Annotated in this window: 20 protein-coding genes; 5 read left to right on the top strand and 15 right to left on the bottom strand. The window is 67.2% G+C overall.

What is annotated here, in order from left to right:
• Positions 1-53 precede the first annotated feature (53 nt).
• On the bottom strand, positions 54-482 hold the full coding sequence (locus tag AC1ROX_RS24710; RefSeq protein ID WP_493130210.1) for a DUF1489 family protein: 429 nt from the start codon (positions 480-482) through the stop codon (positions 54-56).
• A gap of 161 nt (positions 483-643) precedes the next feature.
• Between AC1ROX_RS24710 and AC1ROX_RS24705 the strand changes: the two genes are divergently transcribed.
• Both AC1ROX_RS24705 and pbpC read left to right on the top strand, forming a co-directional pair.
• A complete protein-coding gene (locus AC1ROX_RS24705; RefSeq protein WP_493130208.1) occupies positions 644-5,650 on the top strand; it encodes an alpha-2-macroglobulin family protein in 5,007 nt (1,668 codons plus the stop codon).
• Entirely contained in the window at positions 5,616-7,694 is a 2,079-nt protein-coding gene (pbpC, locus tag AC1ROX_RS24700; protein ID WP_493130206.1) for a penicillin-binding protein 1C, read from the top strand. The genes AC1ROX_RS24705 and pbpC overlap by 35 nt, the downstream gene beginning before the upstream one ends.
• A gap of 6 nt (positions 7,695-7,700) precedes the next feature.
• Here pbpC and AC1ROX_RS24695 read toward each other — a convergent pair whose 3' ends face one another.
• From AC1ROX_RS24695 to AC1ROX_RS24660, 8 genes are all read right to left on the bottom strand, one after another.
• Positions 7,701-8,294 (bottom strand): LysE family translocator, encoded by a 594-nt coding sequence (locus AC1ROX_RS24695; protein WP_493130204.1) that lies wholly within the window; start codon positions 8,292-8,294, stop codon positions 7,701-7,703.
• A 170-nt stretch (positions 8,295-8,464) separates the two neighbouring features.
• Positions 8,465-9,367 (bottom strand): hydroxymethylglutaryl-CoA lyase, encoded by a 903-nt coding sequence (locus AC1ROX_RS24690; RefSeq protein WP_493130202.1) that lies wholly within the window; start codon positions 9,365-9,367, stop codon positions 8,465-8,467.
• A 69-nt stretch (positions 9,368-9,436) separates the two neighbouring features.
• A complete protein-coding gene (locus AC1ROX_RS24685) occupies positions 9,437-10,408 on the bottom strand; it encodes a hypothetical protein (protein WP_493130200.1) in 972 nt (323 codons plus the stop codon).
• A gap of 93 nt (positions 10,409-10,501) precedes the next feature.
• Complete coding sequence (locus tag AC1ROX_RS24680; RefSeq protein ID WP_493130198.1) at positions 10,502-11,308, bottom strand: ABC transporter permease; 807 nt, start codon at positions 11,306-11,308, stop codon at positions 10,502-10,504.
• Positions 11,305-12,138 carry an ABC transporter permease gene (locus tag AC1ROX_RS24675; protein WP_493130196.1) on the bottom strand — a complete coding sequence of 278 codons (834 nt, stop codon included), beginning with the start codon at positions 12,136-12,138 and terminating at the stop codon, positions 11,305-11,307. Before AC1ROX_RS24675 ends, AC1ROX_RS24680 begins: the two co-directional genes overlap by 4 nt.
• A gap of 97 nt (positions 12,139-12,235) precedes the next feature.
• The gene (locus tag AC1ROX_RS24670; RefSeq protein ID WP_493130194.1) at positions 12,236-13,258 is read right to left on the bottom strand and encodes an extracellular solute-binding protein; all 1,023 of its coding nucleotides are present in this window, start codon (positions 13,256-13,258) and stop codon (positions 12,236-12,238) included.
• Between the two features lie 11 nt (positions 13,259-13,269).
• Positions 13,270-14,232 (bottom strand): ABC transporter ATP-binding protein, encoded by a 963-nt coding sequence (locus AC1ROX_RS24665; protein WP_493130192.1) that lies wholly within the window; start codon positions 14,230-14,232, stop codon positions 13,270-13,272.
• Positions 14,233-15,543 carry an aspartate aminotransferase family protein gene (locus AC1ROX_RS24660; RefSeq protein WP_493130190.1) on the bottom strand — a complete coding sequence of 437 codons (1,311 nt, stop codon included), beginning with the start codon at positions 15,541-15,543 and terminating at the stop codon, positions 14,233-14,235.
• A gap of 150 nt (positions 15,544-15,693) precedes the next feature.
• Here AC1ROX_RS24660 and AC1ROX_RS24655 point away from each other — a divergent pair, with 150 nt between their 5' ends.
• From AC1ROX_RS24655 to AC1ROX_RS24645, 3 genes are all read left to right on the top strand, one after another.
• Entirely contained in the window at positions 15,694-16,452 is a 759-nt protein-coding gene (locus AC1ROX_RS24655) for a GntR family transcriptional regulator (protein WP_493130188.1), read from the top strand.
• Positions 16,453-16,468: 16 nt separating this feature from the next.
• On the top strand, positions 16,469-17,422 hold the full coding sequence (locus AC1ROX_RS24650) for an aminotransferase class IV (RefSeq protein ID WP_493130186.1): 954 nt from the start codon (positions 16,469-16,471) through the stop codon (positions 17,420-17,422).
• A 140-nt stretch (positions 17,423-17,562) separates the two neighbouring features.
• Complete coding sequence (locus AC1ROX_RS24645) at positions 17,563-18,435, top strand: DUF2189 domain-containing protein (protein WP_493130184.1); 873 nt, start codon at positions 17,563-17,565, stop codon at positions 18,433-18,435.
• A 628-nt stretch (positions 18,436-19,063) separates the two neighbouring features.
• On the opposite strand, the gene AC1ROX_RS24640 is transcribed toward AC1ROX_RS24645, so the two are convergent.
• The 6 genes from AC1ROX_RS24640 to AC1ROX_RS24615 form a co-directional block, all read right to left on the bottom strand.
• Positions 19,064-19,423 (bottom strand): lipocalin-like domain-containing protein, encoded by a 360-nt coding sequence (locus AC1ROX_RS24640; protein ID WP_493130182.1) that lies wholly within the window; start codon positions 19,421-19,423, stop codon positions 19,064-19,066.
• Positions 19,420-21,426, bottom strand: a complete 2,007-nt coding sequence (locus tag AC1ROX_RS24635; protein WP_493130417.1) for an acetyl/propionyl/methylcrotonyl-CoA carboxylase subunit alpha — start codon at positions 21,424-21,426, stop codon at positions 19,420-19,422. Before AC1ROX_RS24635 ends, AC1ROX_RS24640 begins: the two co-directional genes overlap by 4 nt.
• Positions 21,426-22,208 carry an enoyl-CoA hydratase/isomerase family protein gene (locus tag AC1ROX_RS24630; RefSeq protein ID WP_493130180.1) on the bottom strand — a complete coding sequence of 261 codons (783 nt, stop codon included), beginning with the start codon at positions 22,206-22,208 and terminating at the stop codon, positions 21,426-21,428. The genes AC1ROX_RS24635 and AC1ROX_RS24630 overlap by 1 nt, the downstream gene beginning before the upstream one ends.
• A 7-nt stretch (positions 22,209-22,215) precedes the next feature.
• A complete protein-coding gene (locus AC1ROX_RS24625) occupies positions 22,216-23,823 on the bottom strand; it encodes a carboxyl transferase domain-containing protein (protein WP_493130178.1) in 1,608 nt (535 codons plus the stop codon).
• Positions 23,824-23,869: 46 nt separating this feature from the next.
• Positions 23,870-24,871 (bottom strand): TRAP transporter substrate-binding protein, encoded by a 1,002-nt coding sequence (locus tag AC1ROX_RS24620; protein WP_493130176.1) that lies wholly within the window; start codon positions 24,869-24,871, stop codon positions 23,870-23,872.
• A gap of 197 nt (positions 24,872-25,068) precedes the next feature.
• Complete coding sequence (locus AC1ROX_RS24615) at positions 25,069-26,205, bottom strand: acyl-CoA dehydrogenase family protein (protein WP_493130174.1); 1,137 nt, start codon at positions 26,203-26,205, stop codon at positions 25,069-25,071.
• Between the last annotated feature and the right edge of the window lies 1 nt (position 26,206).

The raw sequence follows: 26,206 nt of genomic DNA, 5'->3' as shown, positions 1-26,206 counted from the left end.
AGCTTCGCCGGGACGACCGCACATGAGCGCCACTGGAGTGGCGCGCTCCATGGCTACAGCAGCCCAAGCCTCTTCAGCTCCGCTGCCATTTCCGGCGGCATGTCGGCGGTGTCGCCGCTCGACAGGTCCGGCGGCGCGCGCTCGGGATCGAAATAGCGCCAGCCCTGGAAGGCCTTGCAGGCGCGCGGCGCGGTCTGGATCAGCGTTCGCTTGAGCTTGATGCGGCAGAACTTCTTGCCGCTTTCCTCGTCGAAATCGTCCTCGAAACCGACCAGCTCCTGGCGTACCCGGATCACGCCGCGGATCACCCAGTAGAGCGACCCGCCCTTCAGCTCCTCGCCGCGCCGTGGCGAGTTGCGGGTATAGACCCAGTGCGGCGAGCGGGGCGACTGCCGGCGCTCCTTGCGCCGTGCCGCCTGGACCTTCTTCATGTGAGCGAGATCGTCGACGCCGACCGCGAGCTTGATGAGATGCAACGTCATCGCTTGCGATTAGTACGCCGCAGGCCCCTTGCTCAAGCGCCGCCTATCCACAACGTGACCTTCCCGCCACAGCCTGCGAGAATCGCCGGCCGGACCTCAGACTCCACATTGTTTGCACAATCCGCGCTCTAATGTCCGGTCGCGTTTTTGCGGGGGTTCTCATGAATCGGTCGACGCTGGCTGCCTTGGTTGTGGCCCTGATGCTGGGCTCCGGCATTGCGGGTTACCTGATCGGGAGGCCGGGCGATTCCCTCGACCGACCGGTGCCGACCCGCACGGCAACGGCGACGCCGCCAACGGCCGCTCCCCCGGCACCGATGCCCGCGCCGGCGCCGGCCCCGACAGCGGCTCCGACCCCGCCGACGCCGACTCCCACCCAGCAAGCGGCAGCACCGACGCCAACTGCCCAGCCGCCGGCCGCTCCTTCCGATCCGTTCGCCTTTCGCCGCGTCGGCATCGATTCGAGCCGCACCGAAGCCGAAGCCTGCCTCGGCTTCAACAAGCCGCTTGCCACCGGTGACGTGAAGTACGGCGACTTCGTCCGGGTCGAACCGGAGGCCAAGACCGCCTTGCGCACCGTCGACGACCGGCTGTGCATCGCCGGCCTCACCTACGGCCAGGACTATACCGTGAAGTTGCTGGCAGGCTTCCCCGGCAGCAATGGCGAGAAGCTGCGCAGCGAGCAGAGTGTGAGTGTCGCGCTGGGCGCCCGCCCCGCCGTCGTGACCCTGCCTGGCAAGGGCTTCATCCTGCCGCGCGGCAGCGCCGCCGGCCTGCCGGTCACGACCATCAATGTCTCCAAGGTCGGCATCTCGGTCTATCGCGTGAACGAGCGCGGCATCGATCGCTTTTCCGCCGACCGGTACTACGACGTCTCCTTTCCCGGCTCCGAGCCGCTCACCCGCGAATGGTCGCTGCGGAGCTGGCTGAACGGCAGCAACGGCGCCGAGCAGTGGAGTGGCTCGATGGAGGTGCGCAACGTGCCCAACCAGGCCGTCGTGACCGCCTTCCCGATCCGCGAGACCGTCCAGGACTGGAAGCCCGGCGCCTATTTCGTCGTGATCTGGAACGCCGCCAAGCCGCCGGCGCGCGACTATGACGAGGATGATTCCCTCGCCGGCGCGGCTGCCGGCATGTGGGTGATCGATACCGATATCGGCCTCACCTCCTTCAGCGGCGACGATGGGCTCAACGTCTTTGCGCGCTCGCTGCAGACCGCTCGGCCGCTGCCCGGTATCGAGGTCACGGTCCTGTCGCGTGGCAACGAGCCGATCGGCAAGGTGGTCACCGGCGCCGACGGTCGCGCCTCCTTCGCCGCCGGCCTGCTGAAAGGCACCGGCGCCGCCGAACCGGTCGCGGTCATGGCGCAGGATCCGGCGAAGAAAGACTTCTCGCGCCTCGAACTCACCAAGTCGGCCTTCGACCTGTCCGACCGCGGCGTCGACGGACGGCCGCAGCCCGGCCCGGTCGATGCCTTCCTCTACACCGAGCGCGGCGTCTATCGGCCCGGCGAGACGGTGCAGCTGATGACGCTGATGCGCGACGACGCCGCCAATGCGCTCGCCAACCTGCCCGTCACCCTGATCGTCAAGCGACCCGACGGCAGCGAGTTCACGCGCTTCACCCATGCGCTGCAGGGCTCGGGAGCGATCTCCCAGGCGATCGACCTGCCGAAATCGTCGCGCCGCGGCCGCTGGTCGGTGACCGCCCATATCGATCCCAAGGGCGCACCGGTCGGCCGGGTCGAATTCTCGGTCGAGGATTTCGTCCCCGAGAAGCTCAAGGTCGAACTGACGCCCGAACAGGCGATCATCCGGCCCGGCACCGTGAACCGCTTCGGCATCTCGGCCGATTTCCTCTACGGCGCACCGGCCTCGGATCTCACCGTCGAAGCCGACATGCGCATCATGCTCGACGATACCCCCTTCCCCCGCTTCGCCAAGTACCGGTTCGGCCCGGACGACGAGCGCGAGAAGTTCGAGCAGCAATTCATCGAATTGAAGGGCGAGAACACCGACCAGGCCGGCAAGTCGCGCCTCGAATGGGCCGGCAACCTTGCGAAGGACACGGTGCTGCCGGTGCGCGCCTATCTGCAGGCCCGCGTCTTCGAGCCGGGCGGCGGCCGCGCCACCAAGACCGACAAGTTCGTGCCGGTCCGCACGCGCGACACCTATCTCGGCGTCTACCCGACATTCGAAGGCCGCTATTCGCGCGAGGGGTCCGACACCGAGTTCGACATCGTGGCGGTCGATGCCGCGGGCACACAGGTCGCACGCCCGTCGGTCGAATACCGTATCGAGCGCATCACCAACACCTACCAGTGGTTCCAGGTCGACGGCCGCTGGCAATGGCAGTCGGTCACCAACACGAGGCTCGTGACCGCGGACAAGGTGACGCTGAAGGCCGATGCACCGGTCCGCCTGTCGCAGCGTCTCGACTGGGGCCAGCACAAGCTCACCGTCATCGACAACGACAAGAACACCTCGACCAGCCTCACTTTCTATGTGGGCTGGTATGGCGGCACCTCGACCGAGGAGGCGCCCGACACGCTGCGCGTCGCGAGCGACCGGCAGAACTATGCGCCGGGCGACACGGCCCGCCTGCGCATCGAGGCGCCGTTCGCCGGCGAGGCGCTGATCGCCATCGCCACCGACCGCATCGTCTCCACCGTGCCGGTGCCGGTGCCGGCCGGCGGCACGACCGTCGAGATCCCGGTGAAGGCCGAATGGGGCGCCGGCGCCTATGCGCTGGTCACCGCCTGGCGGCCGTTGTCGGCACCGGCCGAACGCACGCCCACGCGCGCGATCGGCGCCGCCTGGCTCGGCCTCAATCCGGCCTTGCGCACGCTCGGCCTCCAGATCGGCACGCCGGAGAAGATAACGCCCCGCCAGCGCATCGAGGTGCCGGTGAAGGTGTCCAACTTGCAGGCCGGCCAGGAAGCGTTCGTCACCCTGGCGGCCGTCGACGAAGGCATCCTGCAGCTCACCCGCTACAAGACGCCCAACCCGGCCGACTATTATTTCGGCAAGCGCCGCCTCGGCGTTGCCATGCGCGACGATTACGGCCGCATGCTCGACACCAGGGCCGACGAGCTCGGCCGCATCCGCGCCGGCGGCGACGCCGGCGAGATCGGCGGGCTCGACGTCGTGCCGACGCGCACCGTCGCGCTGTTCAGCGGCCCGGTGAAGCTCGACGACAACGGCGAAGCGAAGATCGCCTTCGACATTCCAGACTTCATCGGCCAGCTCCGGCTGATGGCGGTCGCCTACGACAAGAACCGCGTCGGGTCGGGCGAACAGCGCCTGTTCGTTCGCGACGCGGTCACCGCCGACGTCGTGCTGCCGCGCTTCCTCGCGCCGCGGGATCTCGGGCGGGTCGCGTTGTCGCTGCACAATGTCGACGGCCAGGCCGGCGACTATCGCGTCACCCTGACCGCCAGCGGCTCGGTCTCGCTCGAACGGCCGGTGACCGAGACCAGGCGGCTCGCCGCCAACCAGCGCGAGTTGCTGACTTGGCCGCTGCGCGCGGGCGACGCGGGCCTTGGCAAGGTGACGGTGGCCGTCCAGGGTCCTGGCAACTTCGCCGTCGAGCGCGAATGGGACATCCAGGTGCGGCCGGCGCAGACGCCCAGCGCCGTCGACACGGTCGCGCGCCTTGGGCCCGGCAACGAGGCCACGGTCGACCGCAACGTGATCGCCTCCTTCGCGCCCGGCACCGCGCAAGTCAGCGCCTCGCTGACCCGAATTCCCGGCATCGACGTCGCGGGCCTCCTGCGCGCGCTCGACAAGTACCCGTTCGGGTGCCTCGAGCAGACCACGAGCCGCGCCATGCCGCTGCTCTACTACAACGACGTGGCCTTGCTCGGGTACGGCCCCGCCGATCCGCGCATCAACGACCGGGTGCAGGATGCGGTCTACCGTCTCGTCGACATGCAGTTGCCCGACGGATCGTTCGGCATGTGGGGCCCCTTCTCCACGCCGGCCGCCGAATGGCTGCAGACCTACGTGCTCGACTTCCTGGTGCGTGCCAACCAGCAGCAGATGACGGTGCCCTCGGCATCGCTGCAGCGCTCCCTGAACTGGCTCAGCAGGACCGCCGACAAGTTCTCGCCGAATGCCCAGGCCTATGCCTGGTACGTGCTGGCCAAGTCGGGCTTCGCCGATCCCGGCAGGGTCCGCTACTTCCAGGACACGAAGGCGGCCGAGATGAAGGGCGGCATCGCCTGGGCGATGCTGGCGGCGGCGCTGAACCAGGTGGGCGAGCCGGGCCGCGGCCGCCTCGCCTTCGCCACCGCGCGCCAGCGCATCGACGAGCGCGACCCGTCCGACTATTACGGCTCACCGCTGCGCAACCGCGCCGCCCTCGTCACGCTCGCCGTCGAAGCCGGCGGACGCGAGGGTCTGACCGAGGTGACGGCCCTCGTCGGTGAGCGGCTCGCCGCCTCGATCGGCCTGACCACCACCCAGGAGCAGGCGTGGCTGGTGATGGCCGCCCGCGCGATGAGCGGCAGCGCGCAGCTCGCCTACTCGGTCGACGGCCAGCAGCGTCAGGCGGCGGCCGAACCGATAGTGATCAATCCCGACGCGGCGGCCCTCGCGCGCGGCCTCAAGCTGCGCAACGACAGCGACCGTCCGATCTGGATGCAGGTGACGGCGCGCGGTGTGCCGGTCGATCCGCAACCCGCGGCGACGGCCGGCTTCAGCGTCCAGCGCGAGTTCCTGAAGCTCGACGGCGAGCCCAGCTCGCTGGCACGTGTCGTACAGAACGAGCGGCTGATCGTCTCGATTTCGGGCCGCAATCTCGAGGGCGGCTACCACGAGGTGGCGCTGCTCGACCTGCTGCCGGCGGGCTTCGAGATCGAGGCGGTGCTGAACGACGAAACGGCGAAAGCCTTTCCGTTCCTGCCCGATATCACCGGGACACGCATCGCCGAGGCGCGCGACGATCGCTTCTTCGCGTCCTTCAACATGGGCACCCGGCCCTATCAGACCTGGTGGGATTCCTCGGCCCGGAACCCGAACTCCTATCACGTCGCCTATATCGTGCGCGCCGTGACACCCGGCACCTATGCCGTCCCCGCGACGAACGTGTCCGACATGTACGCACCGCGCGTCTATGGCCGGACGGCGATGCGTGCGCTCACGATCGTTCCAGCCGGCACCCGGTAACGGCATGCGCTTCGGGCGTCTCCTCGTCGGCCTTGCCGTCGCCGCCACGACCCTGGCTGCGACGGGACTGGCGCTCGACCGCGCCTTCCCGCCCGACCTGTCGCGCTATCAGGAGCGGTCGACGGAGGTGGTCGACGCCAACGGCCGACTATTGCGCGCCTTCACTACGGCGGACGGCAAATGGCGCCTCAAGACCACCGTCGACGACGTCGATCCGCTCTATCTCGCCTTGCTCAAGGCCTACGAGGATCGCCGCTTCGACGAGCATTGGGGCGTCGACCCCTTGGCAGCACTACGCGCCGCCAAACAGCTCGCCGAGCGCGGCCGCATCGTCTCGGGCGCGTCGACGATCTCGATGCAGGCTGCTCGCCTGCTCGACCAACCCAGGCCGCGCAGCTTCACGACCAAGGCCATCCAGTCGGCCCGCGCGCTGCAGCTAGAGTGGCGCTACTCCAAGCGCGAAGTGCTGGCGATTTATCTGACCCTCGCGCCGATGGGCGGCAATCTCGAGGGCGTGCGCGCCGCGTCGCTGGCCTATTTCGGCAAGGAGCCGCGCCAGCTGAGCGCCGCCGAGGCGGCCCTCCTGGTCGCCATCCCGCAGTCGCCCGAACGGCGACGTCCCGACCGCGCCTCTGCCGTGGCGCAGAAGGCGCGCGACCGCGTGCTGGAGCGCGGCGTCGAGCATGGCGTGATCGACGCAGCCCTGTACGAGATGGCGCGCAGCCGTCTCGCGCCCGACCGCCGGCTCGCTCTGCCCATGCAGGCGCCGCATCTCTCGACCTGGCTGGCAGGACAGTCGCCCGGCGCGGTCGTGCCGACCACGGTCCGCTACGAGCTGCAGCAGGCACTGGGCCAGCTCGTCTATGAGGAACGCCGCGCACTGGCGGACGGCCCCCAGATCGCCATGGTCGTCATCGACAACCGCACGGACGGCGTCGTGGCCTGGCTGGGCGGCGACAATTTCTTCGGCCGCGCCGGACAGGTCGACCTCGTGCGCGCGCGCCGCTCGCCGGGATCGGCGCTGAAGCCGCTGATCTACGCCATGGCGTTCGACGACCGCATCCTGCATCCCGAGACCTTGGTCGACGACGTGCCAGCGCGCTTCCGCGACTGGCTGCCACGCAACTTCGACCGCGACCACCAGGGCGCGGTGACGGTGCGCCGCGCGCTGCAGCAGTCGCTGAACGTGCCGGCCGTGCTGGCACTGGAGAAGGTCGGGCCGCAGCGCTTCCTCTCGACGCTGCGCACCGCCGGCGTGTCGCCCGGCCTGCCGCCCGGCGACAACGGCAATTCGCTGGGTGTGGCACTGGGCAGTGCCACGGTCTCGCCGCTCGAGATGGCCGGCCTCTATTCCGGCCTCGCCAACGGCGGCACCTTCGCCCCGCCGCAGGTCCGGCGCGACCGGCCGCAGCCCCCGCCGCTCCGCCTCATGGGACCGACCGCCGCCTGGTACGTCGCCGACGTGCTGGCCGAAGCGCCGCTGCCCGAAGGCTTCGCCTCCCTGCCGGTGGCGCTCCGCGAGCGCCGCATCGCCTTCAAGACCGGCACCTCGGCCGGCTATCGCGACGCCTGGGCCGCGGGCTACAGCGCCAATTGGACGGTCGTCGTGTGGGTTGGCCATGCCGACGGCACGCCGCGCCCCGGCCAGCTCGGCCGGCTCGCGGCGCTGCCCGTCCTGTTCAAGGCGTTCGGCCGCCTGCCGGCTGAGGACAATCGCGCCGTCCGGCCGCCCGCCGATGCGATCAAGGTCGCATCCTATCGCGAGCTGCCGCCGCGCATGCGCACGCTCGCCCCTTACGCGGAGACGAATGGCGGCCCGCGCATTGCCTACCCCCCGACCGACGCCCGCATCGAGCTTGCCCCGCGCGAGGCCGTGCCGTTGAACGCCATGGGCGGTCAGGGCCGCCTGCGCTGGCTGGTCGACGGCCGCCCGCTCGACGGCACGCAATGGATCCCCGACGGCGCCGGCATCGCGCGGCTCGCCGTCGTCGATGAGGCCGGCCGCTCGACCTCCGTCACCGTCAGGATCGTCCAGCGGCAGTAGCGGCGGTCAGACGACGAAGGCCAGCGCGACCGACCCGACGAGCGACAGGGCGAAGGCCAGGTTGATGATCCGGTTGGTGCGGGGATTGCGGAAGAAGCGCGTGAGCGCCGCGCCGGCCAGCAACCACGCGACATTCACCACGGCGATGACCAACGTCAGCACGACGAGCTTCAGCGCCACGTCGGCCGCGAGCCGGTCCGGCAGCAAGGTGAACCCCGAGTAAAGCGCGGCCATCGCGACATAGCCCTTGGGATTGACCAGCGACAGCAGCAGCCCCGCCGCAACGGTCGGCGGTTCCCCTTGCGCACCTTCTTCCGACAGAGGCGGCGCAGTGGCGATCCTCCAGGCCAGCCACAGGAAGTAGAGCGCGGCCAGCACCGCGACGACAGGCGCCACGCCGGGTACAGCGAGCAGCAGGCCGACCATGCCGCTGGCCACGATCGCCATCACCGCGACCATGCCCACGACGATGCCCGCGAGATAACCAATGCCCCGGCGCGCCCCGAACGCCGCACCGGCGGCCGCAAGGCTGAGCGTCGCCGGGCCGGGGCTGCCGGCCAGTGCGATCGCGGCGATCAGGAATCCGGGAAGTACGTCCATGCCGGCGATTTGACGCCGGGCATGGACTTCCGTCTTGAACGTTCGTGAAGCTCAGTCGTTGACGGTATCACGACACCTCATTCAGGGGCCGCCGAATCTCGATTCGTCTGATTCGTTTGTTTCGATTATTTCGTTTGTTCGCCCGGACTTCGACTTTTTTCAGCGGCCAGTCAGGCCTTGGCTTTCAGTGCCTGCGCCACCTTGGACGCCGGCTCGCGGCCGAGTGCCATGCAGATCTCCCGACCGGCCTTGGCAATGGCGTCGAGGTCGACCCCGTGTTCGATGCCGAGACCATTCATCAAGTATATCACATCCTCGGTGCCGACGTTACCCGAGGCGCCCTTGGCATAGGGGCAACCACCGAGACCCGCGACCGCGGTGTCGAACACGGCGACGCCGCGCTCCATGACGGCGAGGATGTTGGCCAGCGACTGGCCGTAGGTGTCGTGAAAGTGCGCAGCGATCTTTTCGCGCGGCATCTTCTCGGCGACGGCATCGATCATCGCGACGCATTCGCCCGGCGTGCCGACGCCGATCGTGTCGCCGAGCGAGACTTCGTAGCAGCCCATGCGGAACAGCCGCTCGGAGACCTCGGCGACCTTGGCGGGCGAGACCTTGCCGTCATAGGGACAGGCGATCACGGTCGAGACGTAGCCGCGCACCTTCATGCCGTGCTTTTGCGCCGCTTCCATCACCGGTGAGAACCGCTCGAAGCTCTCGTCGATCGAGCAGTTGGTGTTCTTGCGGCAGAAGGCCTCGGAGGCCGCGGTGAAGATCGCGATCTCGCCGACATTCGCTTCGACCGCGCCGTTCATGCCCTGCTTGTTGGGCACCAGCACCGGATAGCTGACGCCCGGCTTGCGCTGGATGCGGGCCATCACCTGGTCGGTGTTGGCCATCTGCGGCACCCACTTGGGCGATACGAAGCTGCCGGCTTCGACCGCGGAATGGCCGGCGGCCGACAGCGCGTCGATCAGGGCCACCTTGGCCTCGACCGGAACCGGCTTCGCCTCGTTCTGCAAACCGTCGCGCGGCCCCACTTCGACGAGCCGCACGCGCTTGGGATGATTCATCGTTGCCTCCCGTTGATGCGCCACATACTGCACCAACGGGACGCTCGCCGGAGGAGGATATTTCGCCTCTTACGGCGTCTGCGAAATATGCGCAGTGTGGTCGTGTCCGGGATGGCTGAACACGATCTCCAGCGTCCGCAGGTAGGTATGCAGGCCAGCATCCTGGATCGGCAGGACGTGGGCATCCGCTCCGGACTCGTTGTGATGCGAGTGCCAGTAGCCGGGCGGCGTGATGAAGCTGGCGCCGGGCGCCCAGTCCTCGCGACGGCCGTTCTTGATCATGCCGGTTTCGTCGAGCTCCGTGCCGATCATCGTGTAGCAGCCGGGCTTGCAGTCGATGACGAAATCCAGCGCCACCGATTCGTGCCGGTGCGGGTACTGGATCGCGTCCTTCGGCAGGAGGCCGAACATCGTCCACATCGTGTGGGTGATGGTGCGCGTGGCGGGAAAGTTCTTGTTGGCCAGCAGGACGCTGACGCGATTGGCGTGCGCGGTCTTCGGATCGGAAGCGATCTCGCTGAGCTTATGCTGGGCCTTGCTGTGCTGGTAGAAGGTCGGCTTGAAGCGCGCGACCGACGGCGCGGCGCCGAGATAGCGCAGCAGCGGCGCATCGTGCACCCAGTAGAGGCCGGCCTCGCCGTCCGAATGATGCATGGCATGGCCGTGCGCCGGCAGTACGATGTAGTCGCCCTGCGACCAGGGGATCGTCACGCCGCACGCGTCGGTGCGCCCGTTGCCGCGGAACACGAAGAACACCTGGCTGGTCGCCTCGGCCGAGGTCATGACCGAGCCGCGGACGATGCGGATGAAATTGGCGCACAGCGCTGGGCTCGTCGCCGGACCGACGATCCCCAGCTCCGCGCTGACATCGAGCGGCTGAACGCGCGTCGGGCCCTCGTCGAAGAAGGATGGCGAGAAGGTCTGGTACGGCACCGGCGGAATGATGCCCTGGCGGATTGGGTTCGCAGCCGAACCATAGTCGAAATATTGCGCGTCGCTCGTCAGCAGGTCGTCGTTGGGGAAACTCTCGATATCAGCCACAGCCCACTCCTCGTCTGAATTCACGTAGGGATGGCCTTGTAATATCGACTCATTTCAAGTTCGAGAAGGCGATTTCGCTTTCGCGCCGCAGCCCTAGACCACGGTCTCCTTGAGTTTTCCTGCACGCCCCAGCACGAAAGCGACGGCGGCGAGCGCCAGTACCGTGAAAGCGATCAACAGCGTCGCAACGGCGGTGATGGTCGGGTTCACTTCGAGGATCAGTTCGTTGAACATCTTCTTCGGCACGGTCTCGTACTTGCCGGCGATGAACGAGGTCACGATCACCTCGTCGAAGCTGCCGATGAAAGCGAAGATCCACGCCGCGAAGACCGAGGGCGTCAGGTTGGGCAACACGACCTTGCGCATCGTATAGCTCCACGAGGCGCCGAGGCTCCAGGCGACCTGCTCGATCCGCTGGTCGAACTCGCGGATCGCCACGCCCAGCACCATCATGACCAGCGGCACGTTGAGCAGCGTGTGGGCGACCACCAGCCCCACCAGCGAGCCCAGCAGGCCGACCTTGGCCAGCGCGAGATAGAGCGCGATGGCCACGATGATCGTCGGCACGATCAGCGGCGCCATGAAATTGCCCTCGGCCCAGTCGCGGCCCTTGAAGGTGCCGCGCCGCAGCCCGTAGGCCGCCAGCCCGCCCAGCACCAGCGCCGCTACCGAGGAGATCGCGGCGACCAGGGTCGAGGTCCACATCGCCTCCATCCAGCGCGGATCGCCGAAGAAGGTCTCGTACCAACGCAACGACAGGCTGGGCGGCGGGAAGGTCAGCGCCCGCGCCGAGGAGAAGGACATCGGGATCACGATGACCAGCGGCACGGTGAGGAAGACGAGGCCGAAGATGCCCATGGCCGCGAGCCCGCGCCGGGTCCAGACCGAGCCGCCGATCATGCTCCAGAGGCCCTCCGGTCGAGCCGGCGATAGGCCGCGAAGATCAGCAGCGTCACGATCAGCAGGATCGTCGAGATCGCCGAGGCCTGCTCCCAGCGCGGGATCTGGTTGATCAGCGTGTCGAGCAGGTTGGAGATCATCGGCACCCGGCCGCCGCCCAGGATGGCGGGCGTCACGTAGAAGCCGAGACAGAGGATGAAGACCAGTAGTGCACCGGCGGCCAGCGCCGGCAGAGTGAGCGGGAAATAGACCTTCCAGAAGATGGTGCGCGGCGGCGCGCCCAATGAGGCGGCGGCCTGCAGCAGGCGGTCGTCGATGCGGAGCATGGCGGCGAACAGCGGCAGCACGAGGAACGGCAGCAGGACATTGGCCATGCCGATCGTCACACCCAGCTCGTTGTAGAGGAAGGAGACCGGCTCATCGGTGAGACCGCTCCATTGCAGCGCGCGGTTCACCATCCCGCCATTGCCCAGCACGACGATCCAGGCATAGGTGCGGACCAGGATCGAGACCCAGAAGGGCAGCACGACCAGCGCGATCGCGATCATGCGGCCGCGGCTGCCGAGGCCGCGCATCCAGTGCGCCAGCGGATAGCCGATGACGATGTTGGCCAGGGTTGCGATCAGCGCGATGCGCATCGTGTTGCCCAGCACGCGCAGATAGACCGGCGCTTCGAGCAGGCCCTCGTAATGTTCGAGCGTGAAGCCCCGCCCCTTCTCCCAGAAGGCGAGGCCCAGCATGTAGACGATGGGTGCGTTGAAGGCGACGACCATCAGCACCAGCAGCGGTGCGATGAATCCGAAACCTTCGAGGCGAGTCGTCCGTGTCATTTGTTCATATCATTGCTGGGGGCGCGCCACTCCGTGGCGCGATCATGATGATGAAAGACGCGCCACTGGAGTGGCACGCCCCCGGCGATGAGCCCAATCACAGGCTGAGCTTGAAGGCTTCCCACTTCTTGTTCACGGCCTCGCCGTTGTCGGCCCACCACTGGGCATTCTCGAAATACTGCACGTCCTTGTTCTGCTTGCTGGTCGGGAACTGCCAGAGCTTGTCCTGAGGCAGCAGCTTGTCGAGGTCCGGGCTGGGACCGGTGTAGGAGATGACCTCCGCGGCCTTCGCCTGGTTCTCCGGCAGCGACATCTCGTGCATCAGCTTCCAGGCCGTCGCCTTGTCGTCGGGCTTGGAGCCCTTGACGACGCAGATGAAAGAGAGATCGGCCTTGCCGCCCGCAAAGTTGAGGCCGAAGGCCGGATCGCCGACGACGCGGCCGGACCAGCAGATCGAGTACTGGACTTCGTTGTCCTTCATGAGCTGCGGCGGCTGGGCGCCCGCCTTCCACCAGACGGCGACATCCTTCTTGATCTCGTTCAGCTTCTTGAAGGCGAGATCGACATCGAGCGGGAACAGCTTGTCGATCGGCACGCCGGCCGCCTGCAGCGCGAACGGCAGGCAGTAATGCGGGAAGTCGGGCAGGCAGCGCTTGCCCGGGAAGGCCTTGGTGTCGAAGAACTCGGTGAAGTTCTTCGGCTCCTTGGCGCCCTTGCGCCACGCCATGATGGTCGAGAAATACTGGTAGCCGAAACCGTACTCGTCCTTGGCCTCGGGAAACATCGCGGCCGGATTGACGGCGGCCCAATCAACCGGCTCGATCAGGCCGAGCTTCTTGGCCTGCAGCACGACGCCCGAGCCCAGCTCGAACAAGGTCGTGCTGGTCTGGCCGCTCTCGACCAGCGCACGCAGCTTGCCGAGCGAGCTGGGACTTTCGCGCACGACCTTGAGGCCGGTCTTCTGGAACAGCGGGTCGATGTAGCCTTTCTGGATCGATTCGCCCGAGGCCCCGCCTGATTCGATCATGCGGATTTCCTTGGACTGCGCGCGGGCGGTCCCGGACAGGAGGCTCACGGCCGGCAGGGCGGCGGCTGCACCGACGAAAGTACGTCTCTTCATCTCGATCCTCTTTATGTTACCGGCCAGACATCGGCCGACTCCCACGAAACGCTGACACGCTCTCCCGGCGCGTAGGCCGTGCCCAGGAACGGCACGGCCGCCACGACCGATTGATTGCTTTCGAGGGCGAGGTGGTAGCGCACCATCTGCCCGAGATAGATCGCCTCGACGACGCGCGCCGGCTTGCCCTGCCCGTCCGCCATGAGCCGCACGCGCTCCGGGCGCACCACGCCCTGGCGGCCGTCGGGCAGACCGACAAAGTTGGCGATGCCTAAAAACTCCGCCACGAAGCGGTTCGCGGGCTTGAGATAGGCTTCCGTCGGCGCGGCGACCTGCTGGGTACAGCCCTTGTCGAGCACCATGATGCGATCCGACAGCGACAGCGCCTCTTCCTGGTCATGCGTGACCAGCAAGGTCGTGACTCCCAGCGTGCGCTGGAGCTGCTTCAGTTCGACCTGCAGCTCCTCGCGCAGCTTGCGGTCGAGCGCGCCCAGCGGCTCGTCGAGCAGCAGGATGTCGGGTTTGAAGACGACGGCCCGCGCCAGCGCCACGCGCTGCTGCTGGCCGCCTGAAAGCTGCGACGGACGGCGGTTCTCGAAACCGTCGAGGCGCACCAGCTTAAGCGCATCGCGCGCCAATCTGTCGGCCTCGGCGCCGCCGATCTTGCGGACGCCCAGTGGGAACAGGACATTCTGCAGCACCGTCATGTGCGGGAACAGCGCGTAGGACTGGAAGACCAGCCCGATATTGCGTTCCTGTGCCGTCGCATTGGTGACGTCGCGGCCGCCGATGAAGATCCGCCCCGAGGTCGGCCGGTTGAGGCCGGCGATCAGCGACAGGAGTGTCGTCTTGCCCGAACCGCTTGGCCCCAGGATGGTGACGAACTCGCCCTGCGTCACCGAGAGGTCGACCGAGTCCGCAGCGGCAAACGTGCCGTAGCGCTTGGTCACCCCTTCGAGACGGATATCCGACATCTAGGCGCGCGCCACTTTGGCCATGGCACGGTCGGCGGCGGCCAGCGTCTCCTCGATGACCGGCTTGTCGTGCGCCGTCGACAGGAACCACTTGCCGGCCTGCTGGGCGCGCACGCCCTCTTCCTGCAAAGCCGCATGCAGCGCCAGCATGGCGTCGCGGTCGCAAGCCGCCGATTCGCGATAGTTTTTCGGCGCCGGACTCGACGTGAAGAAGGTCTGGAAGATCGCGGGCATGCCCTGCACCAGGATCGGCAGCTTATGCTTGGACGCCAACGAAGCGAGGCCCTGCATCAGCTCCGTACCGCGCGCCTCGAGCTCGCGATAGACCGCGCCATCGCCTGCTTCGAGGACATCAAGGGCTGCCAGCGCCGCCGCCATGCTCTGGACGTTACCGTTGTAGGTGCCGCCGTGCATCACGCCCTTGTCGAGCAAGGTGTCCATGATGTCGCGCCGCCCGGCGACCATCGCCAGCGGGAAGCCGGCGGCGACCGCCTTTGCATAGATGCTGAGGTCGGCGGTGACGCCGAACTTGCCCTGGGCACCGCGCAGGCCGACGCGAAAGCCGGTGATCACCTCGTCGCAGATGAAGAGCGCGCCGTGCTTGTCGCAAAGCGCACGGACGCCTTCGAGGTAGCCTGGCGCGGGCGGAATTGCCCCGCCATTCACCATCACCGGCTCCATGATCACGCCCGCGATCTCGCCGCGATGGCGCTCCAGCGTCTGCTCCAGCAGATCGAGATCGTTCCAGGCGCAGACCGCCACGTCGCCCAGCACGCTGGCCGGCATGCCGGGCGAGCCGGCGACCGGCACTGGCGCATCGGCGGGCCCTGCCTCGTTCAGCGGCGGCCGGGCGCTGATATAGGCCTGGTCGCTCCAGCCGTGATAGTGGCCCTCGAACTTCAGGATCTTGGTCCTGCCGGTGAAGGCGCGGGCGAGACGGAAAGCCATCAGCACGGCTTCCGTTCCCGACGTCGAGAAGCGCACGACTTCGGCGCCGGGCAGCAGGCCGCACAGTCTCTCGGCCAGTTCGGTCTCGCGCGGGTTCTGTGCCGCGAAGAGCTGCCCCTCGCCCAGCGACGCGGCCACGGCGTCGATCACCTTCTTCGGCGCGTGTCCCAGAATGGCCGGGCCGTTGCCCAGCACGTAGTCGATATGCACGTTGCCATCGACATCGTAGAGCCGCGCGCCCTCGCCGCGGGCGAAGAACAGCGGCACCGGCACGCTGGCATAGCGCACGTTGCTGCTGACGCCGCCGGCCAGGTGCTTTCGGGTCTTCTCGTAGAGCGCGATCGATTTCGCGTAGGAGCGCATGTCCCTCACCCAGCAAGATTGATGCCCGCGGCGCGGCGACCGCAGAAAATTGTGATCACGAATTGGATCGAGCCTAATGGCCGCTTCTCACCCCAGCAATGCATTTTTGTGATCACAAATTCGGTTACTGTGCGCTAAGCTTCGCAACCGATGCCCCGCACCGTGCCTCCTCCGGATGCCGCCGACACCTCGCTGCGCCAGCAAGTGTACGAGTCGCTGCGCGAGGCGCTGACCATGGGCCGCTTCGCGCCGGGCCAGAAAGTCACCTTCCGTTATGTCGCCGGCGTGCTGGGCGTCAGCCTGACGCCGGTACGCGAGGCGCTGCGCCGCCTGGTGGCCGAAGGTGCCTTCGAGATGAACCCCAACCGGTCGGTCCGCGTGTCCTTGATGACGCGCGACAAGGTCCTGGAGCTGCGCGACATCCGGATGGAGCTGGAAGGCCTGGCGTCCGCCAAGGCTGCACTTTCAGCGACACGCAGCCAGATCGCCGACATCCGCCGCATCGCCCGAGAGATCATCGTCGCCCGCAATCGCGGCGACAGCGCCACCGACCGCCAGAAGGTGCGCGAGTTCCATTTTGCCGTCTATGCTGCTGCGGGGCAGCCCAACTTGCTCCGCCTGATCGAAAGCCTGTGGCTGCAAACCGGGCCCTACATGAATCTCCTCTACCCCGACTTCATCTCTTCTTCGCGCGGTCCTGCCGGCCGGCAACGCCTCATCGAAGCGCTGCAGGCACGCAACGCAGCGGCCGCGCGCCGCGAGATGGCGGACGATATCCGTCGTGCGCTGACCTATGTCGCCGACCTTGCCGACGAGAACGGCAACATCGCGCCGGCAGCCCCGACGACCACCAGGAAGCGCCGCAGTCCGTTGGCGGGCGCCACCGCTTTCGAACTTCAAGCCAACTGATCAGGAGGACACATCAATGGCCACACAACTCAGCAATCAACGCATCGCCTGGTTCAACGGCAAGTTCGTGCCCGAGAACGAGGTCATGATCCCGTTCCGCGACCGCAGCTGGAAGTACGGCGACGGCGCCTTCGACATGACCCGCACCTTCAACGGCGCGCCCTTCCGGCTGAAGGAGCATATCGACCGCTTCTACCGTTCGCTGCGCTACCTGCAGATCGATCCCGGCCTCTCGCCCAAGGAGATGATCGCCCACAGCGAGGAGGTCGTGGCGCGCAACGAGCATCTCCGCGCCGAGGTCGGCGACTGGTGGCTGGGCCAGCGGGTGAGCCGCGGCGTCGACGCCGTCGGTGACGAGGGTTGGGACAATGTCGGCCCTCAGGTCGTGATCGAGATGACGCCGCTGCCGCTCGCCAAGCGCGGCAAGCTCTATCGCGAGGGCGCCGAGGTGATGACCACGACGGCGCGCCGCATCGCGCCGTCGATGCTCAGCCCGCGCGCCAAGACGCACAACTATCTCAACATGATCATGGCCGAGAAGCCGATCAAGGCGCTCAATCCGGACGCCTGGCCGGTCCTGCTCGACGAGAACGGCAATCTGGCCGAGGGCCTGGGCAGCAACATCTTCATCGTGCGCGAGGGTGCGCTTTTCACCCCGTCGGAGCGCTACGTGCTGCCGGGCGTCAGCCGCCAGATGACCATGGACATGGCCAAGCAGATCGGCGTCGAGTGCACGCCGGGCGACATCGACATGTTCGACGCCGCCAATGCCGAGGAGATGTTCCTCACCTCCACCAGCCTCTGCATCCTGCCGGTGAAGAGCTTCAACGGCGCGCCCGTCGGCGCCCCTTCGACAAGCTCAGGGCAGGCTGGCAAGGCGCCCGGCCCGATCACGAAGAAGCTGATCGACGCCTATTCCAAGAGCGTCGGCTGCGATTTCGTCGCCCAGTACCTGAAGTTCTCGCAGTAGCGAACGGCGCGCTTCGCAGTGCACGGAGAGGGGGAGACTTCCCCCTCTGCCGGGCGTAGACTCCTCCTCGTGGTAGATCGCGCTCCGTCGTGATCACGACGGGCCGCGACCTTCGGACTCTCGTTCGCAAGGAGGCAGTCATGGCGACGCAGAACCACATCCGCAATCCCCTCGAATGGGGATGGGATCATCTCAAGCAGACAAGCCAGGCTGTCGGCTCGGCGGCCAATACGATGGACGGCGCCTGGGAGGATCGTGCTTCGGCGCCACCCACGGTTCGCCGCATCACCGCCGCGGATGTCGGCGATGCCCTCGCCAAGGGTGTGCGCGACTTCGGCGCCTGCCGCACAGACGTCGTCATGCTCTGTCTCCTCTATCCCCTTGCGGGCCTCGTGATCTCGCGCACGGCCTTCGATTACGGGATGCTGGCGCTGGTCTTTCCGCTGATCGCGGGTTTCGCCCTGATCGCGCCGCTGTTCGGTCTCGGCCTCTACGAGATCAGCCGCCGCCGCGAGCGCGGCCTCGAAACACGCTGGACGGATGCTTTCGCCGTCGCGCGGTCGCCCAATATCGGGCCGATCATGGTGATGGGCCTTCTGCTGCTGACGATCTTCTGCACGTGGCTGTTCGCGGCGAACCTGCTCTATACCGTCACCCTCGGGCCGGATGCCCCCGTCTCCGCCGAGGCCTTCGTGCGCGATGCGCTGACCACGAAGCGGGGCTGGACGATGACCGTCGTCGGCATCGGCGTGGGCTTCCTCTTCGCCCTCCTCGTCCTGGTGATCAGCGTCGTGTCCCTGCCGATGCTGCTCGACCGCAATGTCGGCGTCGGCACCGCCATCGCGACCTCGGTCCGCGCCGTGCGGATGAACCCGGGGCCGATGGCGATGTGGGGCCTGATCGTCGCCGCGAGCCTGCTGATCGGCGCACTCCCCTTGCTGATCGGACTCGCCCTCGCGCTGCCGGTCCTAGGCCATGCGACGTGGCATCTCTATCGAAAGGTCGTCGCTTAGGCCCCATTGTCATCCCGAGCGAAGCGAGGGAACCTTCGTGATCAGTAAAGGTCCCTCGGCCCTTGGTCTCGGGATGACAAGATGTGTTGGGGGAGAATGCTCGACTGGAGCGTGAAACAGCCGACCGACGGCATCGTAGTCGTGGGCGCGGCGCGGCGCGGCGCGGCGCGGCGGTAGGGCCGCCGCAATGGAGCGCCCAACGGTGTCAAGGAGCGCAACCGAAATAAACGAAATAAACGAAACGAATGAAACGGACCCGACCCGGGGAGAAATTCCCGGTTTCGGGGACCTGGGTAATGCGAGAATCGGTGCATGGACGTCCTGGATAACTCGGCTGGCCTGCGCAAAGCCACGACACGCAGCCAGGACGCCATCGCCCCCATCTGAATGCAGGGCTATCGCATATGCCTCAAAAGGCCGTGGTCGTTGGCGTTTTGAAGAAGGCGAAAGGTCCCTCGCTTACGCTCGGGATGACAATTCTGTTGGGATTTGCGCAGCGCGCCGATCAAACAAACGGTGTCATCCCGAGCGTAAGCGAGGGACCTTTGTCTCATATACGATAGCCCTGCATCTGAATGGGGAAGCAATCGAGGTCCGATCGCCCGATCCATGTCCGAAAGACTCTAAGTCAGGCGCGTCGCCAGACGATCTGCTGCGTGCGGTTGGTGCGGGCGGCGAAGTCCGGGCCGGACAAAGTGAGCCGATCGCCGTCGAGCTTGATGTGTCGCGCCGAGCGCAGGCCGACCAGCGCCTTGTTGGTCGAGAGCTCGATGGAATGGAATACCGTTCCATCGACGATCTCGTAGCTGCCGGCATAGGCGAAGCACTCGCTGCCATCGGCACGCATGATGGTAGCGCTCACCTGGCCCTGCGGCGTATAGAGGATGTAGCCACAAGCGTCGGCGCCCATCGGGTACTCCGGCGGCCGGCCGTCCCCGTAGAGGTACGACCAGCTCTCGAGCCGCCAGCCGCCGAGCAGTGCGCTCATTCGAACTCGACCAGCTCGGCGCCCTCGGGCACCTGCTCACCGACGGCATAGCGCAGGCTCTTCACCTTGCCGTCGGCCGGCGCGGCCAGCGTGTGCTCCATCTTCATGGCTTCGAGGACCAGCAGCGCCTGGCCCTTGCTCACCGTGTCGCCCGCCTTGACCCGCAGGTCGATGATCTTGCCCGGCAGCGGCGCGCGGACCATCGCATCGGCCGAGGCCGTCGCTTCGTACTGCGTGACGTCGAGCGGATCGACCAGCCGCAGGCGGCGGCTCTCGCCATCCATGAACAGCGTGTAGTCGATGCCGCCATCAAGGGCGGTGCGCCGCACGGCGGTTGCCAGGAACGTATCCTCGCCCAGTCCGACCGACAGGCGCCCGTCCGCCAGGTGCTCGACCCGCGCCTCGCGAGAACCCTCCGGCAGCTCCAGCTGCAGGCCGCCATTACGCAGGCGACGCGCCAGCACGACGACTTCGCGCTCGCCGTCCTTCCAGCGCACTTCCTCATGGCCTTCGTCGAGCAGGCGGAAACCGTTCTGCGTGTTCCACGGCGACCACGGATCGGTCTCCACCGGCTTGGAAGCGTCCCGCCATTCGAGCAGGCGCGCCAGGGTGGCCACGGCGAAAGCGCGGTCGCCGGCAGGCGCCGGCTTGGTGAACAGCGTCGCGCGATGGCGCTCGATGAAGCCCGTGTCGACCTCGCCGCCAACGAAGGCGGGATGCGAGCACAGGGCCTTCAGCAGCCCCGAGTTGGTCGTGACGCCCACCACCTCGGTCTCACCCATCAGCGCCGCCATGCGGCGCATCGCCGAGGTGCGGTCGCGGTCGTGCACGATCACCTTGGCGATCATGGGATCGTAGAACGGCGTCACCGTATCGCCCTGGCGCACACCGGTATCGACGCGCACATGCGCGCCCTCCTCCGGCAGCTTCAGGTGCACCAGCGTGCCGGTCGAAGGCAGGAAGTTCCGCGCCGGGTCCTCGGCATAGAGACGGACCTCGACGGCATGCCCGTCGATACGCAGCTCGTCCTGGGTGAGCGGCATCTTCCCGCCAGCCGCCACAATGAGCTGCCATTCAACCAAGTCCTGGCCGGTGATGGCCTCGGTCACGGGATGCTCGACCTGCAGCCGGGTGTTCATCTCCATGAAGAAGAACGTGCCGTCCTGGTCGGCGATGAACTCGACCGTGCCGGCGCCCTGGTAACCGATGGCCCGCGCCGCCGCGACCGCCGCCTCGCCCATCTGCTTGCGCCGCGCCGGGTCCATGTTCGGCGCCGGCGCTTCCTCGATCACCTTCTGGTGCCGGCGCTGGATCGAGCAGTCGCGCTCGAACAGGTAGAGACAGCCGCCATGCCCGTCGGCGAAGACCTGGATCTCGATGTGGCGCGGCCGCGTCAGATACTTCTCGACCAGCACATGATCGTCGGCGAAGGAGGCCTTGGCCTCGCGCTTGGCCCCGGCCAGCGCATCGGCGAACTTCTCGGCGCTCTCGACCACGCGCATGCCCTTGCCGCCGCCGCCGGCCGACGCCTTGATCAGCACCGGGAAGCCGATCTTCACGGCCTCGCTGGCCAGCAGCTCCGGCGACTGGTCGTCGCCGTGATAGCCCGGCACCAGCGGCACCCGGGCCTTCTCCATGATCTTCTTGGCTTCGCTCTTGGAGCCCATGGCGCGGATCGAGGCGGCCGGCGGTCCGATGAACACGATGCCCGCCTGGGCGCAGGCATCAGCGAATCCGGCATTCTCCGACAGGAAGCCATAGCCGGGATGCACCGCCTGCGCGCCGGTCCGCTTTGCCGCGTCGATGATCCGGTCGGCCATGAGATAGCTCTCACGCGCCGCCGAAGGGCCGATATGGACGGCCTCGTCGGCCATGGCGACGTGCCGCGCATTGCGGTCGGCGTCGGAATAGACCGCCACCGTCTTGATTCCGAGCCGCCTCGCCGTCTTGATGACCCGGCAGGCGATCTCGCCGCGATTGGCGATCAGGATCTTGGAGAACATCAGACGGCCCATTTCGGTTTGCGCTTGTTCAGGAAGGCGCTCATGCCCTCGATCGCATCGTCGCTCGTGCACTGGACGGCGACGTGCTCGCCGATCAGGTCGGCCGCCAAACCGGTGTGTGGCATGGAATCGATCTCGGTGATCAGCTTCTTGATCAGGGTCTGGACCGAGGGGGCACTGCGCTTCAGTTCGCCGGTCAAGGCCGCCACCGTCGCGTCGAGCGCATCCTCCTCGACGACCTGATCGACCAGGCCGATCCGCAGTGCCGTCGCCGAATCGAAGGTGCCGCCGTGCATCAGCAGCTGCCGCGCCATGCGCGGGCCGACCGCCTGGATCAGGACGGGAATGGCGATGCCCGCCAGCAGGCCGTTGCGCGCCGAGGTGAGGCCGAACCGCGCCGAGGAGACGGCGACCGAGAAATCGCAGGCCAGCATCAGGCCGACGCCGCCGCCCACCGCCGCCCCCTGGACGCGCGCGATCGACGGCTTGGGAAAATCGTAGACCGCCTGGATCGCGGCCATCAGGGAATCGGCGCCGACCTTGCGGGTGATGGCGTCCAGTTCGGGCCAGGTCAGGACCCAGTTGAAGTCGCCGCCGGCACAAAAGACCGGCCCGTCGCTGGCCATCACGAGCACGCGCACTGTCTCGTCGGCCGCAAAGGCCTCGAGGGCTTCGATGATCGCGCGCGCCGTGTCGCCGTCGAAGGCATTCATCTCCTTCGGCCGGTTGAGGGTGAGCGTCGCCACGCCGCCCTCGATCTTCGTCAGGATCGTGTCGGTCATGACCGGATCACATCCGGAAGACGCCGAACTTGGTCGGACCGATCGGCTGGTTCATCGAGGCCGAGAGAGCAAGGCCCAGGGTCATGCGCGTGTCGACGGGATCGAGGATGCCGTCGTCCCACAGCCGCGCCGTCGCATAGTAGGGATGGCCCTCGCGCTCGTACTGTTCGCGGATCGGCTGCTTGAACTTCTCTTCCTCGTCCTTCGACCAGGCACCGCCCTTGCCCTCGATATTGTCGCGCCGGACGGTGGCCAGCACGCTTGCCGCCTGCTCGCCGCCCATCACCGAGATGCGCGCCGAAGGCCACATCCACAGGAAGCGCGGGCTGTAGGCGCGGCCGCACATGCCGTAGTTGCCGGCGCCGTAGCTGCCGCCGACGATCACGGTGAACTTGGGCACGTTCACGGTCGAGACGGCGGTCACCATCTTGGCGCCGTCGCGGGCGATGCCGCCGGCCTCGTACTTCTTGCCGACCATGAAGCCGGTGATGTTCTGCAGGAACAGCAGCGGGATGCCGCGCTGGCCGCACAACTCAATGAAGTGCGCCGCCTTCAACGCCGATTCGTTGAACAGGATGCCGTTGTTGGCGACGATGCCGACCGGATAGCCCCAGATGCGGGCGAAGCCGGTGACGATGGTCGTGCCGTAGAGATGCTTGAACTCGTCGAGTTCGCTGCCGTCGACGAGACGCGCGATGATCTCGCGGATGTCGTAGGGCGTGCGGGTGTCCATCGGCACGACGCCGTAGAGTTCCTCGGCGGAATATTTCGGATCGCGCGGCGGCAGCAGCGACGCCGACGGTGACTTCTTCCAGTTGAGATTGGCCACGATGCGGCGCGCGATGCCCAGCGCATGGCTGTCGTTCTGCGCATAGTGATCGGCGACGCCCGAGGTGCGGGCATGAACGTCGGCGCCGCCCAGGTCTTCGGCGCTCACGACCTCGCCGATCGCGGCCTTCACCAGCGGCGGGCCGGCGAGGAAGATCGTGCCCTGCTTGCGCACGATCACGGTCTCGTCGCTCATCGCCGGCACGTAGGCGCCGCCCGCCGTGCAGGAGCCCATCACCACCGCGACCTGCGGGATGCCCTGCGCCGACATGTTGGCCTGGTTGTAGAAGATGCGGCCGAAATGGTTCTTGTCGGGGAACACTTCCGGCCATTGCGGCAGGTTGGCGCCGCCGGAATCCACGAGATAGAGGCAGGGAAGCCGGTTCTCCATCGCCACTTCCTGGGCGCGGAGATGCTTCTTCACCGTCATCGGATAGTAGGTGCCGCCCTTCACGGTGGCGTCGTTGCACACGATCACGCATTCGACGCCGCTGACGCGGCCGATGCCGGTGATGACGCCGGAGCCCGGCGCCTCGTTGTCGTACATGTCCAACGCCGCCAGCGGCGACAGTTCCAGAAACGGAGAGCCCGGATCGAGCAGCGCCCGCACCCGCTCGCGCGGCAGCAGCTTGCCGCGGGAGACGTGCCGCTTGCGCGACTCCTCGCCGCCGCCCAGGCGGACCGTGTCGGTGCGGCGACGCAAATCCTCGACCTGCGCCCGCATCGACAGGGCGTTGCGCTTGAAGGTGTCGGAACGGGTGTCGATCTCGGAGGAAAGTACGGTCATGTCCCGGGCAACCTGCCCGGACCGGTGACTACGTGCAAGCCGGCGGTTACGGCAGGCGAGAGAGCGACCGCCAGTGCGCGCCCTGTGCCATGAAGGCCTTCTGGTTGGCGAGGGCGGCGGCAAAATCAGGATCGCGCTCGGCCAGTTCCTTGACCACGATGTCGCTGTTCTTGCGGAAGGCCGCCAGCACGTCCGGCGACCATTCGCGAACGACGACTCCCGACGCTTTCAGCTTCTCGAGCGCCAGCCCCTGCACATTGGGGGACCGGCTGAGCATCCAGGCGATATTCGCCTGGCAGGCCGTCTCGATCTGGACGCGCAGCGAGGCCGGAAGGGCCTGCCACTTGTCCTTGCGCATCAGGAAATCGAGGACCGCGGACGGCTGCTGCCAGCCCGGCATGTAGTAAGGCAGGCCGAGCTTGTCGAAGCCCAGCGCCGCGTCCATGGCCGGCGTCGACATCTCGCCGCCATCCACGTTGCCCTGCTGCAGCTTGTAGAAGAACTCACCCGGCGGCAGCGGCACCGGGGTCGCCCCCATGCGGGCGATCACGTCAGCCGCCAGCTTGCCGTAGCGCAGGCGCTGGCCCTTGAAGTCGGCCACCGTGTTGACCTCGCCGCGGAACCAGCCGCCGCCCTTGGGGCCCTGGATGCCGCACGGAATGCCGGCGATGCCGAGCTTGTCGTAGGCCTCGCGATGGATGCGGGAGCCGTCACCGTCGAGCATCCAGGAGGTCATGTCTTCGGGTCCGAGGCCGAACGGCACGGTGGCGAACACGTTGAAGACCGGCGCCTTGCTGGCGGCGTAGCCCGACCAGGTGAAGGCGGCCTCGAGGTCGCCCGACTGGATGGCGTCGAGCATGTCGGCCGTGGGCGAAATCCGGCCCGGCTCGACGATCTTGATGGCGAAAGCCCCGGCCGTCATGTGCTTCACGGTCCGGGTGAAGACGCGCACGCCCTCGCCCGAGCCGGGCAGGGCGGGGTTGAACGCGGTCTGCATCTGGATGACGCGCCCGGTCGAACCGGCGGCAACGGGTTTCGCCGGTACCATCTTGCTGTCCTGGGCGACAGCAATCCCTGTCGCCGACAGCAAGCCCGCAGCGAGCACGAGTAGTTTCAAAAAGTTACGGCGCACGACCGACCATCCGTCGCCCGGCTCCCCCAAAAGCTCCCCCGGATCGCTTTGCGCGACCTTCACACCGGATGATGTTCGCACGCGGAGTGATCGGGAACAAGGGGAAGGCGGGCCTATAAAGCAGCCAAACCACGGCCGATCAGGATCCGCTGGACGTCGCTGGTGCCCTCGTAGATCTGGCAGACGCGGACGTCCCTCCAGATCTTCTCCACCAGGTAATCGGAAACGTACCCGTAGCCACCGTGGATCTGAATTGCGGCCGAGCACACTTCCTCGGCCATCTCGGACGCATATAGCTTCGCCATTGCGGCCTCGGTGAGGCATGGACGGCCGGCGTCGCGCAGCGTTGCCGCATGCAGCACCATCTGCCGTGCAACCGTCACCTTGGTCGCCATGTCGGCGAGCCGGAACAGCACCGCTTGGTGGTTCGCGATCTTGGTGCCGAAGGCCTCGCGCTCCTGGGCGTAGCTGCGTGCGGCCTCGAACGCCGCCCGCGCCATGCCCACCGATTGCGCGGCGATGCCGATGCGTCCCACCGACAGGTTGGCCAGCGCAACGCGATAGCCCTCGCCCTCCCCGCCCAGCATCGCGTCGGCGCCGACGGTGCAATCCTCGAAGGCGATCTGGCAGGTGTCGGACGATTTCTGCCCGAGCTTCTTCTCGACCGAGGCGACGCGGTAGCCCGGCGTACCGGTCGGCACGATGAAGCAGGAGATGCCGCGCTTGGACGATGACGGATCGGTGACGGCGAAGACCAGCGCCATGTCGGCGGTGCGGCCCGAAGTGATGAACTGCTTCACGCCGTTCAGCACCCAGTCGTTGCCGCGCTTCTCGGCCCGCGTCTTGAGGTTCGAGGCATCGGAACCCGCCTGCGGCTCGGTCAGGCAGAAGGCTCCCAGCACCTCGCCGCGCGCCAGCGGCTTCAGCCACTTCTCCTTCTGCTCGGGCGAGCCATAGGCCAGCAGCGCCGCGCAGTCGGGTGAGTTGTTGACGCTCATCACCGTGGAGAGCCCGCCATCGGCCGCCGCAATCTCTTCCAGCGCCAGCACGTAAGACACCATGTCGGCGCCGGCACCACCCCATTCGGGCGGCACAGTCATGCCCATGAAGCCGAGACGGCCCATCTCCGCGAGCAGCGACCGCGGGATCTCGCCGGCTGCTTCCCAGGCCCGCACATGCGGCAACACCTGCTCCTGCGCGAAGGCCCGGGCGGTGTCGCGGATGAGCGTCTGTTCCTGGCTGAGCAGCATG

It is taken from the genome of Reyranella sp. GW821-FHT14A01 (genome assembly GCF_058803965.1).
This window is presented reverse-complemented; position numbering and strand designations above follow the sequence as displayed.